The following is a 16436-nucleotide window of genomic DNA, read 5'->3' as shown; positions in this document are numbered from 1 at the left end:
ATGAAACAAAAAATAGAAAAAGCTTTAACGGTTTTGCTTATGATTTACGCCGGATCCGCAGTTGCCGAAGGCAAAGTGAACGATTTATGCCACATAGGTAATCGTGTAGATAAACTAGAGATTATAAATTATCCGCAGGGATACACTTCGCCAGTTTCAATTGATGAGGGACGGCTGAATGAAATTTATAAATACAAGGTTGAAATCACTGAGCTTGATGATAAAGAAAGTAAAAAAATTGTTGAGCTATTACAGATGGATTATGCTGAACAAGAGGAAAATGTTACTAATCTGAGGTGGCGCGTGAATATCACTTCATATCAAAATAAAAAATGTGATATCTATTTTAATGGTTTTGGTTTATGTGGAAAAATTAACGGTGAGAATGTCTGCTTCAGGCATAATGAAATGATACGATGGATAGAGTCCCATATTTCTGTGTTTCTACATAGCGTTAATGAATGAGCGTTATGAAATAATGAATTTATCAACAAACTCCTGACATTCTCAATAGCCTTGCACAGTTTTTTATTGCACGGATTTTGAATAGATATCATCTAGAGGATAGGTTTATCCTGACAGTTTAAACTGTCCGTTAATAATAAAGGACAACCAAATGGAATTAGTGCGCTTTGTTCATGCCGGATGCGGCGTGAACGCCTTATCCGGCCTACAAAACCATGCAAATTCAATATATTGCATGAACCACGTAGGCCTGATAAGCGTAGCGCATCAGGCCGCTTTTGCGTTTGTCATCAGTCTCAGGTCAGATTGAAATCTGACCTGGCCTGCTTACGTTAAATCATGACGCTAGCGATAACCTCTGCTGCGTATACTCCACCAACCACTGACTCATGCGAGATTGTTGTTCTGCATTCAGCCACATGCCTTGTTTCGTGCGACGCCACAGAGCGTCATCGGCGCGGCGGACCCATTCGTGGTCAACCAGATATTTAAGCTCCGCTTCGTAAAACTCATGACCGAAATCTTCCCCGAGATCGTTTATCGCCTCCGCATTGCCGAGCAGCAGTTCGCTGTTGCTGCCGTAAGTACGTGCGTAATGACGTGCCAGCGATTCAGTCAGGAACGGATAGCGGCGGCGCAGGCGGGCTGCGTAGTCGTCGCGGTCGCCTTCGATGGCTCCACCAGGTAATACGCTCTCTTTCGTCCACGCCGGGCCAATACCCTGATAATACGGCGTCAGTTTTTCCAGCGCGTGTTCCGCCAGTTTACGATAGGTCGTCAGCTTGCCGCCAAATACCGACAACAGCGGTGCTTTGCCGTTTTCATCATGGATATCAAGGGTGTAATCACGGGTGATTGCCTGCGGTGAGTCGGATTCATCATCACACAGCGGACGCACGCCGGAGTAAGTCCAGACGATATCGTCACGGCTTAACTGCTTTTTAAAGTGCGTGTTATACACTTTCAGCAGGTAATTGATTTCACTCTCTTCAATCTTCACTGCTTTTGGATCGCCTTTGTATTCCACATCGGTGGTGCCGATGATGGAAAACTCGTCCATCCACGGGATCACGAACACAATACGTTTATCTTCGTTTTGCAGAATGTAGGCCTGTTTCTGGGTATGCACGCGCGGCACCACAATATGGCTGCCTTTGATCAGGCGAATGCCATAAGGTGAGGGCAGATGCATTCCTTCGTCGAAGAACTGTTTCACCCACGGACCGGTGGCGTTAACCAGGCCGCGAGCCTGCCATGTATATTTTTTGCCGGTATCGATATCTTCCGCTTCCACAATCCACAAACCGTTTTCGCGGCGGGCAGACGTGGCACGAGTACGGGTAAGCACTTCGCCGCCTTTACGCACGACCATCTGGGCGTTGGCTAATACCAGACGGGCGTCGTCGACCCAACAGTCGGAATATTCGAATCCGCGCGTAATTTCCGGTTTTAATACTGAATTTGCGCCAAAACGCAAACCGGTTGATCCCGGCAGGCTGGTTCGTTTACCCAAATGATCGTACATAAACAGACCAATGCGAATCATCCACGCGGGACGCAGATGCGGGCGATGCGGCAGGCGAAAACGCATTGGGAAAGCGATATGCGGGGCCATTTTCAGCAACACTTCACGTTCTGCCAGCGCCTCGCTGACCAGACGGAATTCATAGTGTTCAAGGTAACGCAGGCCACCGTGAATGAGTTTTGAACTGGCGGAAGATGTCGCACAAGCGAGATCCTGCGCTTCCAGCATTAGCACGGATAAACCGCGTCCAGCGGCGTCTGCCGCGATACCAGCACCATTGATGCCGCCACCTATCACAATCAGATCTTTGGTTTCCATGCTGCCCTCATTCACTTTCGTTAAAGCTCATAAATGTTCGTTATCGAACATAATAGCAAACAAACGCGCTTTGAGTAACATTGAAAAAACATTTTAGAGTGATATGCATAACATTATGGCGTTTATCTGCCGCTCCGACGTAAACTGTGCGATAAATTTGCCCACTTGTTTGTAAAGAAAGAGAGACGCATGGATCAGTTCGAATGTATTAACGTTGCCGACGCGCACCAGAAGTTGCAGGAAAAAGAAGCGGTGCTGGTCGATATTCGCGATCCACAAAGTTTCGCAATGGGGCATGCGGCGCAGGCTTTCCATCTAACCAATGACACGCTGGGTGCGTTCATGCGCGAAAATGACTTCGATACCCCGGTAATGGTGATGTGTTACCACGGTAATAGCAGCAAAGGCGCGGCGCAGTATCTGCTGCAACAGGGTTATGATGTGGTTTACAGTATCGATGGTGGCTTTGAAGCCTGGCAGCGTCAGTTTCCCGCAGAGGTGGCTTACGGCGCGTAACGCTTTATACTGTCCCCTTTTGTGTGGAATAAGCGACAGCAACGATGTTGATGATTACCTCTTTTGCTAACCCCCGCGTGGCGCAGGCATTTGTTGATTACATGGCGACACAGGGCGTTATCCTCACGATTCAACAACATAACCAAAGCGATGTCTGGCTGGCGGATGAATCCCAGGCCGAACGCGTGCGGGCAGAGCTGGCGCGTTTTCTCGAAAACCCGGCAGATCCGCGTTATCTCGCCGCCAGTTGGCAGTCAGGTCATACCGGTAGTGGCCTGCACTATCGCCGTTTTCCTTTCTTTGCCACTTTGCGTGAACGTGCAGGCCCGGTCACCTGGGTAGTGATGATTGCCTGCGTGCTGGTGTTTATCGCCATGCAAATTCTTGGCGATCAGGAAGTGATGTTATGGCTGGCCTGGCCATTCGATCCGACGCTGAAATTTGAGTTCTGGCGCTACTTCACGCATGCGTTAATGCACTTCTCGCTGATGCATATCCTCTTTAACCTGCTCTGGTGGTGGTATCTCGGTGGCGCAGTGGAAAAACGCCTCGGTAGCGGTAAGCTGATAGTCATTACTCTCATCAGCGCCCTGCTAAGCGGCTATGTGCAGCAAAAGTTCAGTGGGCCGTGGTTTGGCGGGCTTTCCGGTGTGGTTTATGCACTGATGGGCTACGTCTGGCTACGCGGCGAGCGCGATCCGCAAAGCGGTATTTACCTGCAACGTGGGTTAATCATCTTTGCGCTGATCTGGATTGTTGCCGGATGGTTTGATTTGTTTGGGATGTCGATGGCGAATGGAGCACACATCGCCGGGTTAGCCGTGGGTTTAGCGATGGCTTTTGTTGATTCGCTCAATGCGCGAAAACGAAAATAATTCCAGGGATTTATAAATGAAACAAACACAACGACACAACGGTATTATCGAACTGGTTAAGCAGCAGGGCTATGTCAGCACCGAAGAGCTGGTAGAGCATTTTTCCGTCAGCCCGCAGACTATTCGCCGTGACCTCAATGAACTGGCGGAACAGAACCTGATCCTGCGCCATCATGGCGGCGCGGCGCTGCCTTCCAGTTCGGTTAACACGCCGTGGCACGATCGCAAAGCTACCCAGACCGAAGAAAAAGAGCGTATCGCCCGTAAAGTGGCCGAGCAGATCCCCAACGGTTCGACGCTGTTTATTGATATCGGCACCACGCCGGAAGCGGTGGCGCACGCGCTGCTCAATCACAGCAATTTGCGCATTGTCACCAACAATCTCAATGTCGCTAATACGCTGATGGTGAAAGAAGATTTCCGCATTATTCTCGCCGGTGGTGAATTGCGTAGCCGCGATGGCGGGATCATTGGCGAAGCGACGCTGGATTTTATCTCTCAGTTCCGCCTCGATTTCGGCATTCTTGGGATCAGCGGCATTGACAGCGACGGCTCGTTACTGGAGTTCGATTACCATGAAGTTCGCACCAAACGCGCCATTATTGAGAACTCGCGCCACGTTATGCTGGTTGTCGATCACTCAAAATTTGGCCGTAATGCGATGGTAAACATGGGCAGCATCAGCATGGTCGATGCCGTTTACACCGACACCATGCCGCCTGCGGGGGTGATGCAGGTGCTGACGGACCATCATATTCAACTGGAACTGTGCTGAGTCAGTACCGATTCCCACGTCAGACCAAAACGCGCCAGGTATTTGCGTAGCCGATCCGCGTCATTAACGCTGGCTCTGCCCTGGCGCGAAACGTCAAAAAGTTCACGTCCGGCGGCGGAAAGCGATTTTGCCTGGCGACAAATGGCAATCACGTTTTCCAGTTGCATTCGGTCGAAGAGATCGATGTTCTCCACCTCTGCGCCCAGCAACGTCGTAAGTGCCGAAGGGCGACTCTCCTGCCAGTTATAGCGCAGACGGCGAATCTCATCTTCCACAGCTTCCAGAGTGATGCGTCCGCTATTGGCAAACGTCGCCATACGCGTAACACTGGCAGAAAGTTCGCGAAAATTACCGCGCCATGTTGCCTGGGGGGATGTCGCAAAAGCCAGCCATGCGCGCCGCGCTTCGGTGTTAAAACGCACGCTATCGCCGGTGAGTGAGGCGTGGCGCTCCACTTCATAATCCAGGTTAGGCTCAATATCCTCCTGACGCTGGCGTAGTCCTGGCAGAGTGAAGGTCCAGAGATTTATCCGCGCATACAGGTCTTCACGAAATCTCCCTTCAGCGACCAACTGGCGTAAATCGCGCACCGTTCCGGCGATAAGCTGAAAATCGCTACTCACCTGGCGATCGCTGCCAAACGGATAAAAAGTTTTCTCTTCAATGGCTTTCAGCAACATGGCTTGTTCATCTGCGCCCAGTTCGCCAATTTCATCAAGAAACAACATGCCGCCGTTGGCGCTGCGTAATAACCCTTCCCGCGCGTCTCTCGCGCCGGTGAACGCACCTTTCACATGACCAAACAGCGCCGACATGGCGGTATCACCGCGCAGCGTGGCGCAGTTCACTTCAACAAACGCGCCGCTAAACTGATGCCGTGCCTGTTTTAATTCGAAGATGCGTCGTGCCAGAAACGACTTGCCCGCGCCGGTCGGGCCATTAAGCAGGATTGGCGCGCGGGATTTAATCGCTACTTTTTCGATCTGTTCAATCATGCGGTTGAAGTGTGGGTTACGCGTGGCGATGCCTGACTTAAGAAAATCGAGCGTTTGCTGGCGTTCTTCGGCAAAGCGGCTGGCGATAGCGTTATAACGGCTTAAATCGAGATCAATAATCGTCACTGCGCCTGCGCTATCCGGCTGTTCTTTCTTACGCGGCGGGGAAGTTTGCGCCAGTCGGGCGGGCAGGTAACGCGCTTCTGCCAGCAAAAACCAGCAAATTTGCGCTACGTGGGTGCCAGTGGTGATGTGAATTAAATAGTCTTCTTTATCAGGTTGAAAAGCGTAACCACGGGCGAAATCATGCAGGCAGGCGTAGACCTCTTCGAAATCCCACGGATTATGGAGTTCCACTTCTACACCTACAACCTGCGTTTCTGGTGAAATGCTGGCGATATCGCGTTTAAGCGTTTCAAACAGCGAGCGTGAGCGGGCGTCGTGTAATAATTCCAGTCGATCAATCACCAATGATTCTTGCTGGCATAAACAGAGTGTCGGCCGCCATTTCGACCAGCGTTGGCTACCGCGCCCGGCATAATCCAGTACGGTTCCGACAAAACCAAAAGCCACTGTTTTACGCATCTTAGATATCCTTATAAAAGACGATATTTCATTATCGGTTAAGTGGCTTTATAGAAAATCTCCGTATACGGACTTTGTACTTTTAATTAAATAAAAACAATTAATTATAGATTTAATCTGCTGATTTAATTTTCTGGCACGACGGTTGCAATTATCAGGACAGCAAACAACGAAACGAGAAAAAGAAAATGAATTACGAATTACTGACCACTGAAAATGCCCCGGTAAAAATGTGGACCAAAGGCGTGCCGGTAGAAGACGATGCGCGCCAGCAACTGATAAATACGGCGAAGATGCCGTTTATTTTCAAGCATATTGCGGTGATGCCCGATGTGCACCTGGGGAAAGGTTCCACCATTGGTAGCGTGATCCCGACCAAAGGGGCGATTATTCCGGCGGCGGTGGGTGTGGATATCGGCTGTGGAATGAACGCACTGCGTACCGCGTTAACGGCGGCAGACTTGCCTGAAAACCTGGCGGAGCTGCGTCAGGCAATTGAAACTGCCGTGCCACACGGGCGTACTACCGGGCGTTGTAAACGTGATAAAGGTGCATGGGAAAATCCGCCTGTTAACGTCGATGTTAAATGGGCCGGGTTGGAAGCCGGTTATCAGTGGTTAACGCAAAAATACTCGCGTTTCCTGAATACCAATAACTATAAACACCTGGGAACGCTGGGAACGGGTAACCACTTTATTGAAATCTGCCTTGATGAGGCGGATCGGGTGTGGATTATGCTGCACTCCGGTTCACGCGGAATTGGTAACGCCATCGGAACTTACTTTATCGACCTGGCGCAAAAAGAGATGCAGGAACAGCTTGAAACGTTGCCGTCACGTGATCTCGCGTACTTCCTTGAAGGAACGGAATATTTTGACGATTACCTGAAAGCAGTGGCCTGGGCGCAGCTTTTTGCCAGCCTCAACCGTGATGCGATGATGGAAAACGTGGTATCGGCGTTGCAGAGCATTACGCATAAAACGGTGAGACAGCCGCAAACGCTGGCAATGGAAGAGATCAACTGCCACCACAACTATGTGCAAAAAGAGCTGCACTTTGGCGAAGAGATCTATGTGACGCGGAAAGGCGCGGTGTCTGCGCGTGCCGGGCAGTACGGAATTATTCCTGGGTCGATGGGGGCGAAAAGCTTTATCGTGCGTGGGCTGGGAAATGAAGAGTCTTTCTGCTCATGCAGCCACGGTGCAGGTCGCGTGATGAGCCGTACCAAAGCGAAAAAACTGTTTAGTGTGGAAGATCAGATCCGTGCTACAGCGCATGTGGAATGCCGTAAAGATGCCGAGGTGATCGACGAAATCCCGATGGCGTATAAGGACATTGATGCAGTAATGGCAGCACAAAGCGATCTGGTGGAAGTCGTCTACACCCTGCGTCAGGTGGTGTGCGTAAAAGGATAAATGATGAAAAGGATGATTGCGCTGGATGGTGCACAGGGCGAAGGCGGCGGGCAGATCCTGCGCTCGGCGTTAAGTCTGTCGATGATAACCGGTAAGCCGTTTACCATCACAGGCATTCGTGCCGGACGGGCGAAACCGGGGCTGTTGCGCCAGCATCTGACCGCGGTAAAGGCGGCGACGGAAATTTGCGGAGCTATAGTAGACGGCGCGGAACTGGGTTCGCAGCGCCTGGTCTTCCGGCCCGGTAATGTGCGTGGCGGCGATTATCGCTTTGCTATCGGTAGTGCCGGAAGCTGCATTTTGGTGCTGCAAACGGTGTTGCCTGCGCTGTGGTTTGCCGATGGACCTTCTCGCGTAGAAGTCAGCGGTGGCACCGAAAACCCGTCGGCGCCGCCCGCGGGTTTTATCTGCCGCGTGCTGGAACCTCTGCTGGCACAAATGGGGATTCATCAGCAAACCACGCTGTTACGCCACGGTTTTTACCCTGCCGGAGGCGGTGTGGTGGTAGCGGAAGTCACGCCCGTGGCATCACTAAACGCGTTACAACTGGGCGAGCGGGGCACCGTTATGCGATTACGCGGCGAAGTATTATTAGCTGGTGTGCCACGGCATGTCGGAGAACGTGAACTCGTTGCGCTGGCAGCCAGTTTTTCGCTGTATGAGCAGAATATCCATCTCTTGCCGCGTGAGCAGGGACCGGGAAATACCGTCTCGCTAGAAGTGGAAAGCGAAAATATTACCGAACGCTTTTTTGCCGTCGGTGAAAAGCGCGTCAGTGCCGAAGTGGTAGCAGCGCAGTTGGTTAAAGAAGTGAAACGTTACCTGGCAAGTCCGGTGGCAGTAGGTGAATATCTCGCAGATCAACTGGTGTTGCCCATGGCGTTGGCGGGTGCGGGGACGTTTACGGTCGCGCATCCCTCATGCCATCTGCTGACCAATATCGCGGTGGTGGAACGGTTCTTACCTGTGCGGTTTACTCTGACTGAAACAGACGATGTAACGCGAGTTAGCGTTGAATAATGCAGGGATGTAAGTCGGAGCAGGAATGTTATCCGACCAAGCTTACACCCCATATCCCATCATCTTCAGCAGTTTCTGTGCGTGCTGTACCGCAGCCTGACGGTGGGCAACGCCGAGTTTCTGATACAGATTGCGGATATGCGTTTTGATGGTGGTCGCTGCCACTTCCAGTTCGCCCGCAATTTGTTCATTGCTGTAACCGGAGTAAATCAGCCCCAGCACCTGCCATTCGCGTTGGGTCAGCGGGCTGGTACGGATAAGTTCCGGCACTTCCGGGTGATTTAGCAGACGTTCGACAAAGGTCTCGTCAAAGTGAGCGAACTTATGCCGGTGATGTTGGTTTATTTCCCGCAAAATACGCTGCGCGCGGTGCTGTTCCAGTTCCGGCAGCGTATTGAGTTGAATCAGTTGGCGTAACTGCTGCGCCATGGCTTCGCCTTCGATGACAAAGTGACTGATAAATCCTGTGCGATTCGCCAGTTTTAATGCGTCCAGCAATACGCGCTGGGCGTCACTTTTCCGCCCTGCCTGCCAGTACAACTGATTGAGTAAAAGCAGGTTGCGGTTCAGATCGCTCATCAACCGCAGACTGCGGGCGTTTTCGTTGAGTTCCTCGAGGACAATTTCCGCAGGTTCAAACTCGCCCAGCAAGATTTGTGCACGGGCAATGTTGCGCCATTGACCTTGCAGGAAGTGGTTATTGGCAAACTCCGGCTTCGCAGTATGGCGCAACCAGTTTGCTGCGGCGGCTTTATCGCCGGTCATCTGCCAGTAAATAACGCGAACTTTGTTGGCGTTAGAGATCCAGTCGCTGTGATATTTGCCATTCCCCAGCAGGTTTTCCAGGCGGTTAAGTTGGCTACGGGCGTTATCCAGATCGCCACGAGCCAGCGAACATTGAATTAACATCGCCAGACACTGGAGCTGTTGCTGTGGCTGATAAGACGATAAGACTTCAATTCCACTACGCGCCGAGGCTTCGGCTTCATCCAGCCGTGCCCATGCCCATAACAGTTGCGCGCGGATACGTACTAAAAATTCATGCATCGGCAACTGTTCCAGATGCTGTTCGTTAATCAACTGGAACGCTTTTTCCTGCGTTTCCCACGCAGTTTGCAGGAATCCTTGAGCAAACAGAATTTCGCTTTGCTGAATCAGACTCCACAAGGCGTAGTGCCAGACATCGTGCTGACGCGCCATCTGCTCAGTTTGTTGCATTAATGCCAGCGAGCGGGTCAGCTCACCTTTACAGTGCAACACTTCGCCAAGCACAGAGGTCGCAACAATGCGGCTATAGAACCAACCCGGAGGCAGATCTTCCAGAGCCAGTTTTGCCAGTCGTTCGGCTTCTTCCGGATTACCGTCGTTAATGGCCACCTGGGCGCGCAGGGCGTTGAACTCTGCATGCATGGTGCCTTCTCTGATGTCCTGGAGCTCGTGTTCGGCTCGCGCCAGCAGGGTGTTCACTTCGCCGTAGCGATGTTGGCTTTGCATCAACCAGGCTTGCAATAACACCAACTGTGGATTTTCCAGCAGACTGTCCCACGGCAGGGCTTTGAGTGACTCTTCCAGCAGCGACAGTTCACTATGGTTGAACAGGCTCCAGGCGTGATTAAGCAAAATATCGCGCAACATCAAAGCATCGCCTGCCGCCAGCGCATGATGAATAGCTTCGCTGGGAAAGCCTTGTGCCATCCAGCTTTCTGCGGCGGCACGGTGGATTTCTGGCAGCTCCGCCGCCAGCTCCCACTGGCAGCGTTGGCGCAGGAAGTTACCAAACAGCGGGTGATAGCAGAACCATTCGCCAGTATCATCCATCCGTTGCAAAAACAGCCCCTGGCGCTCAATTTCTTCAAGACGCATTTGCCCGTTTTCTTCGCCGGTCACGCGGGTGATTAGCGCATCATTCATTGAGCGCAAAATGGCGCTTTTTAGCAGGAAATGGCGTGTCGCCAGATCAACGTTATCTAGCACTTCATCGACCAGATAATCAGAAAGATGGCTGGCATTGATGCCCGCCAGACGGCGCGCTGATTTATGGGCCGAGTGGGTATTTTGCCGCGCAGAGAGCGCGATTAGCTGCAACGCCGTCGCCCAACCGGACACATCATCGCAAATCCGACCGCTTTCGGTCGCTTCAATCGGTGATGACAGACGACAATCAAAAAACTGCTTGGCTTCCTGATGGGTAAACGCCAGTTGCTGGCTGCCAATTTCTAATAGTTGTTCACGTACGCGCAGATTGGCAATGCCCAATTGCGGAAGATTGCGTGACAGCACCACCAGGGTGAGATTTTCTGGTTGATGGCGAATGAAGAAGCGCATGGATTCGTGGATAACCGGATTGGTGATCAGATGGTAATCGTCTATCACCAGGAAAAGTGGGCTATGCCATTCCGCCAGCTCAATGAAAAGCTGGGCAAACAGTGACGTCAGGCTGGCATACTGCCGTTTTTGCGTCATTGTTTCACTGATGACGCAGTGCCCGCTGGTTGCCTGTTGCACGGCGGCAATCAGATAGCTGGCGAAACGTTCTTGCTGGTTATCGCCGTCATCAAGCGAGTACCAGCCCAAATCGTTTTTTCCTGCCGCCCATTGGGATATGAGTGTTGTCTTTCCGTAACCCGCAGGACTTGTGATCAGCACCAGCCTGAAGTTGTTCGCGCCGGAAAGTTTAGCCAGCAGGCGCTCACGAACCACAGTATGGTCGAGTCGAACCGGACGACTTAATTTTGACGGAATCAGCATAGTTAATCACTTCACTGTGGAAATTGAGGAAATATTATTTTTTTTGCGCTTCGTAATTAATAGTTATAAGTTCGGCCAGAAACCTGTGCAATGCAAGCGATGACAATTTTTTATGTGTCTGAATTTGCACTCTGTCACAATTCCAAACGTTTATTAATGCCTCATCTTAAAACAACGCAAATGCAGTGTGGATATTGGATCCTAGGGTGTTTTCCCTTAATCCAAAAGGTTCATTAAAGCAATGAAACCTCCTTAATTCCTGATGAAAGGTCTCTCTGGAAAGATGATCTTAATAAATCTATTAAGAATGAGATGCCCTTTGATGGATATTTCATTGTTGAAACTATTTCGCCGCTTTACTTAATTTATAGAGTTACTTTCCGCTTTTTGATAATACGCAACGGCCATTTCTGACTGTTAATAACAGGTTTTCTGCGCTCTCTGGCACTGAGCTGATACTTTTGCAGTTGATTGCACTACCTTTAAGTGGGCGCGATCACATTTTCTTGCTCATCCCCGTCACTCCTCCCCGCCTAATCCCCCGTAGGATGAGGAAGGTCAACATGGAGCCTGGCAAACTAACGATAACGTTGTGTTTAATATCTAAGAAAACTGGAACTCCTATGTCACAACCCATTTTTAATGAAAAGCAATTTCAGGAAGCCCTGTCACGCCAGTGGCAGCGTTATGGTTTAACTTCAGCGGCTGAGATGACCCCTCACCAATGGTGGCTGGCTGTGAGTGAAGCGTTGGCGGAAATGCTGCGGGCTCAGCCTTTTGCCAAACCGGCGGCGAATCAGCGTCATGTTAACTACATCTCAATGGAGTTTTTGATTGGTCGTCTGACAGGCAACAATCTGTTAAACCTCGGCTGGTATCAGGCTGTTCAGGATTCATTGAAGTCTTATGACATCAACCTGACAGACCTGCTGGAAGAAGAGATCGACCCGGCGTTGGGGAACGGTGGCCTGGGGCGTCTGGCTGCGTGTTTCCTCGACTCAATGGCAACCGTTGGGCAGTCAGCTACTGGCTATGGTCTTAACTACCAGTATGGCCTGTTCCGTCAGTCCTTTGTCGGTGGCAAACAGTCTGAAGCGCCAGACGACTGGCATCGTGGCAACTATCCGTGGTTTAGCCATAACGAAGCGCTGGATGTGCAGGTGGGCATTGGCGGCAAAGTGACGAAAGATGGACGCTGGGAACCGGAATTTACCATTACCGGGCAAGCGTGGGATCTTCCGGTGTTGGGCTACCGTAACGGCGTAGCACAGCCGCTACGTTTGTGGCAGGCGACTCATGCTCATCCGTTCAATCTTACCAAATTTAATGACGGTGATTTCCTGCGTGCTGAACAACAGGGCATCAACGCGGAAAAACTGACTAAAGTTCTCTATCCAAACGACAACCATACCGCCGGTAAAAAATTGCGCCTGATGCAGCAATACTTCCAGTGCGCCTGTTCGATTGCTGACATTCTTCGTCGCCATCATCTGGCGGGGCGTAAACTGCACGAGCTGGCGGATTACGAAGTCATTCAACTTAACGACACACACCCGACTATTGCCATTCCTGAACTGCTGCGTGTGCTGATAGATGAGCACCAAATGAGCTGGGATGACGCCTGGGCAATCACCAGTAAAACCTTCGCTTATACCAACCATACCCTGATGCCAGAAGCACTGGAGTGCTGGGATGAGAAGCTGATTAAAGCGCTGTTGCCACGCCATATGCAGGTAATCAACGAAATCAATAACCGCTTTAAGAAGCTGGTGGAACAAACCTGGCCGGGCGACAAGGCGGTATGGGCGAAACTGGCGGTGGTACATGACAAACAAGTTCGTATGGCCAATATGTGTGTGGTTAGCGGCTTTGCGGTGAATGGCGTGGCGGCGCTGCACTCGGATCTGGTGGTGAAAGATTTGTTCCCGGAATACCACCAGTTGTGGCCGAACAAATTCCATAACGTCACTAATGGTATTACTCCGCGTCGCTGGATCAAACAGTGCAACCCGGCACTGGCGGCGCTGCTGGATAAATCGCTGAAAAAAGAGTGGGCTAACGATCTCGATCAGTTGATTAATCTGGAAAAATTCGCTGATGACGCGAAATTCCGCCAGCAATATCGCGAAATCAAACAGGCGAATAAAGTTCGTCTGGCAGAGTTTGTAAAAGCGCGTACTGGTATTGAAATCAACCCGCAGGCAATTTTCGACGTCCAAATTAAACGTCTGCACGAGTACAAACGGCAACACCTGAATCTGCTGCATATTCTGGCGTTGTACAAAGAGATTCGCGAAAACCCGCAAGCTGACCGCGTACCGCGTGTGTTCCTGTTCGGGGCGAAAGCCGCGCCGGGCTACTATCTGGCGAAGAACATTATTTTTGCGATCAATAAAGTGGCTGAAGTGATCAACAACGATCCAAAAGTGGGTGACAAGCTGAAAGTGGTGTTCCTGCCGGATTACTGTGTCTCGGCGGCGGAAATGCTGATCCCGGCGGCGGATATCTCTGAGCAGATCTCGACTGCTGGGAAAGAGGCTTCTGGCACGGGCAATATGAAACTGGCTCTTAATGGTGCGCTCACTGTCGGTACGCTGGATGGCGCAAATGTCGAAATTGCTGAAAAAGTCGGTGAAGAAAATATCTTTATCTTCGGTCATACCGTGGAGCAGGTTAAGGCATTGAAAGCGAAGGGCTACGATCCGCTCAAATGGCGTAAGAAAGACAAGCAGCTCGATGCAGTATTGAAAGAGCTGGAAAGCGGTAAATACAGCGACGGCGATAAACATGCGTTTGACCAGATGCTGCACAGTATCGGTAAGCAGGGCGGCGATCCATATCTGGTGATGGCGGATTTCGCAGCCTATGTAGAGGCACAAAAGCAGGTGGATGTGCTGTACCGCGACCAGGAAGCCTGGACACGCGCGGCGATCCTCAATACCGCCCGCTGCGGTATGTTTAGCTCGGATCGCTCTATTCGCGATTATCAGGCTCGTATCTGGCAGGCAAAACGCTAAGGAAGCTCGATGGAAAGCAAACGTCTGGATAATGCCGCGCTGGCGGCGGGGATCAGCCCCAATTACATCAATGCCCACGGTAAACCGCAGTCGATTGGCGCCGAAACCAAACGGCGTTTGCTTGACGCGATGCATCGGAGTACCGCCACGAAAGTGGCGGTAACGCCAGTACCCAACGTCATGGTGTATACCTTCGGTAAAAAAATGCCAATGGCGGTGGAGGGCAGCGGCGAATTTAGCTGGCTGCTGACTACCGAAGAAGGAACACAGTACAAAGGCAACGTGAGTGGTGGCAAAGCCTTCAATCTTCCGGCGAAGCTGCCGGAAGGTTATCACACGCTGACGCTTACCCAGGACGAACAGCGCGCCCATTGTCGGGTGATTGTCGCACCGAAACGCTGCTACGAACCGCAGGCATTGTTGAATAAACAAAAACTGTGGGGCGCTTGCGTTCAGCTTTATACCCTGCGATCGGAAAAAAACTGGGGCATCGGTGATTTTGGCGATCTCAAAGCCATGTTGGTGGATGTGGCGAAACGCGGCGGGTCGTTCATTGGCCTGAACCCGATTCATGCGCTCTATCCGGCAAACCCGGAAAGTGCCAGCCCGTATAGCCCGTCTTCTCGCCGCTGGCTGAACGTGATTTATATTGATGTTAACGCCGTTGAAGATTTCCATCTTAGCGAGGAGGCGCAGGCTTGGTGGCACATGCCGACTACGCAACAGGCGCTGCAACAGGCGCGGGATACTGACTGGGTCGATTACTCTACCGTCACCGCACTGAAAATGACCGCACTGCGGATGGCGTGGAAAGTCTTCGCACAACGTGATGATGGACAAATGGTAGCGTTTCGCCAGTTTGTTGCTGAACAGGGCGACAGCCTGTTCTGGCAGGCGGCGTTTGATGCGCTACATGCACAACAAGTAAAAGAAGACGAAATGCGCTGGGGCTGGCCAGCATGGCCCGAGATGTATCAGAACGTAGACTCGCCAGAAGTGCGTCAGTTCTGTGAAGAACATCGTGATGACGTCGATTTTTATCTCTGGCTGCAGTGGCTGGCCTACAGCCAGTTTGCCGCCTGCTGGGAGATAAGCCAGGGCTATGAAATGCCGATTGGCTTGTATCGTGACCTGGCGGTTGGCGTAGCGGAAGGTGGGGCAGAAACCTGGTGTGACCGTGAGTTGTATTGCCTGAAAGCATCGGTTGGCGCACCGCCAGATATCCTTGGCCCGTTAGGGCAAAACTGGGGTTTGCCGCCGATGGACCCGCATATCATCACCGCGCGCGCCTATGAACCGTTTATCGAACTGCTGCGCGCGAACATGCAAAACTGCGGCGCATTGCGAATTGACCATGTGATGTCGATGCTGCGTTTGTGGTGGATACCGTATGGCGAAACGGCGGATCAGGGAGCGTATGTTCACTATCCGGTGGATGATCTGCTCGCTATTCTGGCGCTGGAAAGCAAACGCCATCGCTGCATGGTGATTGGCGAAGATCTCGGCACTGTACCGGTAGAGATTGTCGGTAAGCTGCGCAGTAGCGGGGTTTACTCCTACAAAGTGCTTTATTTCGAAAGTGACCATGAGAAGACGTTCCGCGCACCGAAAGCGTATCCGGAACAGTCGATGGCAGTAGCAGCAACGCACGACCTGCCAACGTTGCGTGGTTACTGGGAGAGCGGGGATTTAACGCTGGGCAAAACGCTGGGGCTGTACCCGGATGAAGTAGTGCTGCGCGGTTTGTATCAGGATCGCGAGCTGGCGAAGCAAGGGCTACTGGATGCGCTGCATAAATATGGTTGTCTGCCAAAACGTGCCGGACATAAGGCATCGCTGATGTCGATGACGCCGATGCTTAATCGTGGTTTGCAGCGGTACATTGCCGACAGTAACAGCGCTCTGTTAGGGCTACAGCCGGAAGACTGGCTGGATATGGCGGAACCGGTGAATATTCCTGGCACCAGTTACCAGTACAAAAACTGGCGGCGCAAGCTGTCTACAACCCTTGAGACGATGTTTTCCGATGATGGCGTGAACAAGTTACTGAAGGATTTGGACAGACGGCGCAGGGCGGCAGGGAAGAAGACGTAGAGTGCGGTTAATGCCGGATGCGACGCTTGATGCGTCTTATCCGGCCTACTCATTAGAGCAGCCGGATAAGGCATTCACGCCATATCCG

At 51.6% G+C, this 16436-nt stretch carries 11 protein-coding genes; 8 read left to right on the top strand and 3 right to left on the bottom strand.

Annotated features, from left to right (window positions below):
• A complete protein-coding gene (locus BEA93_RS09320) occupies positions 1-465 on the top strand; it encodes a hypothetical protein (RefSeq protein ID WP_105224502.1) in 465 nt (154 codons plus the stop codon).
• 337 nt (positions 466-802) lie between these two features.
• Here BEA93_RS09320 and glpD read toward each other — a convergent pair whose 3' ends face one another.
• Positions 803-2308 carry a glycerol-3-phosphate dehydrogenase gene (gene glpD, locus BEA93_RS09315; protein ID WP_105224503.1) on the bottom strand — a complete coding sequence of 502 codons (1506 nt, stop codon included), beginning with the start codon at positions 2306-2308 and terminating at the stop codon, positions 803-805.
• 189 nt (positions 2309-2497) lie between these two features.
• Between glpD and glpE the strand changes: the two genes are divergently transcribed.
• Genes glpE through BEA93_RS09300 form a run of 3 tightly spaced genes read left to right on the top strand, consistent with a single transcriptional unit; the run spans position 2498 to position 4474 of the window.
• Positions 2498-2824, top strand: a complete 327-nt coding sequence (glpE, locus tag BEA93_RS09310; RefSeq protein WP_001517242.1) for a thiosulfate sulfurtransferase GlpE — start codon at positions 2498-2500, stop codon at positions 2822-2824.
• 44 nt (positions 2825-2868) lie between these two features.
• Positions 2869-3699: a rhomboid family intramembrane serine protease GlpG gene (glpG, locus tag BEA93_RS09305; protein WP_001517241.1), complete on the top strand. Its 831-nt coding sequence runs from the start codon at positions 2869-2871 to the stop codon at positions 3697-3699.
• Positions 3700-3715: 16 nt separating this feature from the next.
• Entirely contained in the window at positions 3716-4474 is a 759-nt protein-coding gene (locus tag BEA93_RS09300; RefSeq protein ID WP_000815101.1) for a DeoR/GlpR family transcriptional regulator, read from the top strand.
• Here the strand turns inward: BEA93_RS09300 and rtcR are convergent.
• Positions 4456-6054 carry a DNA-binding transcriptional regulator RtcR gene (gene rtcR, locus BEA93_RS09295; protein WP_001232910.1) on the bottom strand — a complete coding sequence of 533 codons (1599 nt, stop codon included), beginning with the start codon at positions 6052-6054 and terminating at the stop codon, positions 4456-4458. The genes BEA93_RS09300 and rtcR overlap by 19 nt on opposite strands.
• A 188-nt stretch (positions 6055-6242) precedes the next feature.
• On the opposite strand from rtcR, the gene rtcB reads away from it, so the two are divergent.
• Both rtcB and rtcA read left to right on the top strand, forming a co-directional pair.
• Complete coding sequence (rtcB, locus tag BEA93_RS09290; protein ID WP_105224504.1) at positions 6243-7469, top strand: RNA-splicing ligase RtcB; 1227 nt, start codon at positions 6243-6245, stop codon at positions 7467-7469.
• A 3-nt stretch (positions 7470-7472) separates the two neighbouring features.
• Complete coding sequence (rtcA, locus tag BEA93_RS09285) at positions 7473-8489, top strand: RNA 3'-terminal phosphate cyclase (protein ID WP_105224505.1); 1017 nt, start codon at positions 7473-7475, stop codon at positions 8487-8489.
• Positions 8490-8531: 42 nt separating this feature from the next.
• Here the strand turns inward: rtcA and malT are convergent, their stop codons facing one another.
• Complete coding sequence (gene malT / locus BEA93_RS09280) at positions 8532-11237, bottom strand: HTH-type transcriptional regulator MalT (RefSeq protein ID WP_000907051.1); 2706 nt, start codon at positions 11235-11237, stop codon at positions 8532-8534.
• Between the two features lie 623 nt (positions 11238-11860).
• Here malT and malP point away from each other — a divergent pair.
• Both malP and malQ read left to right on the top strand, forming a co-directional pair.
• Positions 11861-14254 (top strand): maltodextrin phosphorylase, encoded by a 2394-nt coding sequence (gene malP, locus BEA93_RS09275; protein ID WP_000081932.1) that lies wholly within the window; start codon positions 11861-11863, stop codon positions 14252-14254.
• A 9-nt stretch (positions 14255-14263) separates the two neighbouring features.
• The gene (gene malQ / locus BEA93_RS09270; protein WP_016249287.1) at positions 14264-16348 is read left to right on the top strand and encodes a 4-alpha-glucanotransferase; all 2085 of its coding nucleotides are present in this window, start codon (positions 14264-14266) and stop codon (positions 16346-16348) included.
• Positions 16349-16436 lie beyond the last annotated feature (88 nt).

This window comes from Escherichia sp. MOD1-EC5950 (assembly GCF_002965345.1).
GTDB classification, from domain to species: domain Bacteria; phylum Pseudomonadota; class Gammaproteobacteria; order Enterobacterales; family Enterobacteriaceae; genus Escherichia; species Escherichia marmotae.
The sequence above is the reverse complement of the archived record's forward strand: the minus strand, read 5'-3'. Positions and strand labels throughout refer to the sequence as shown.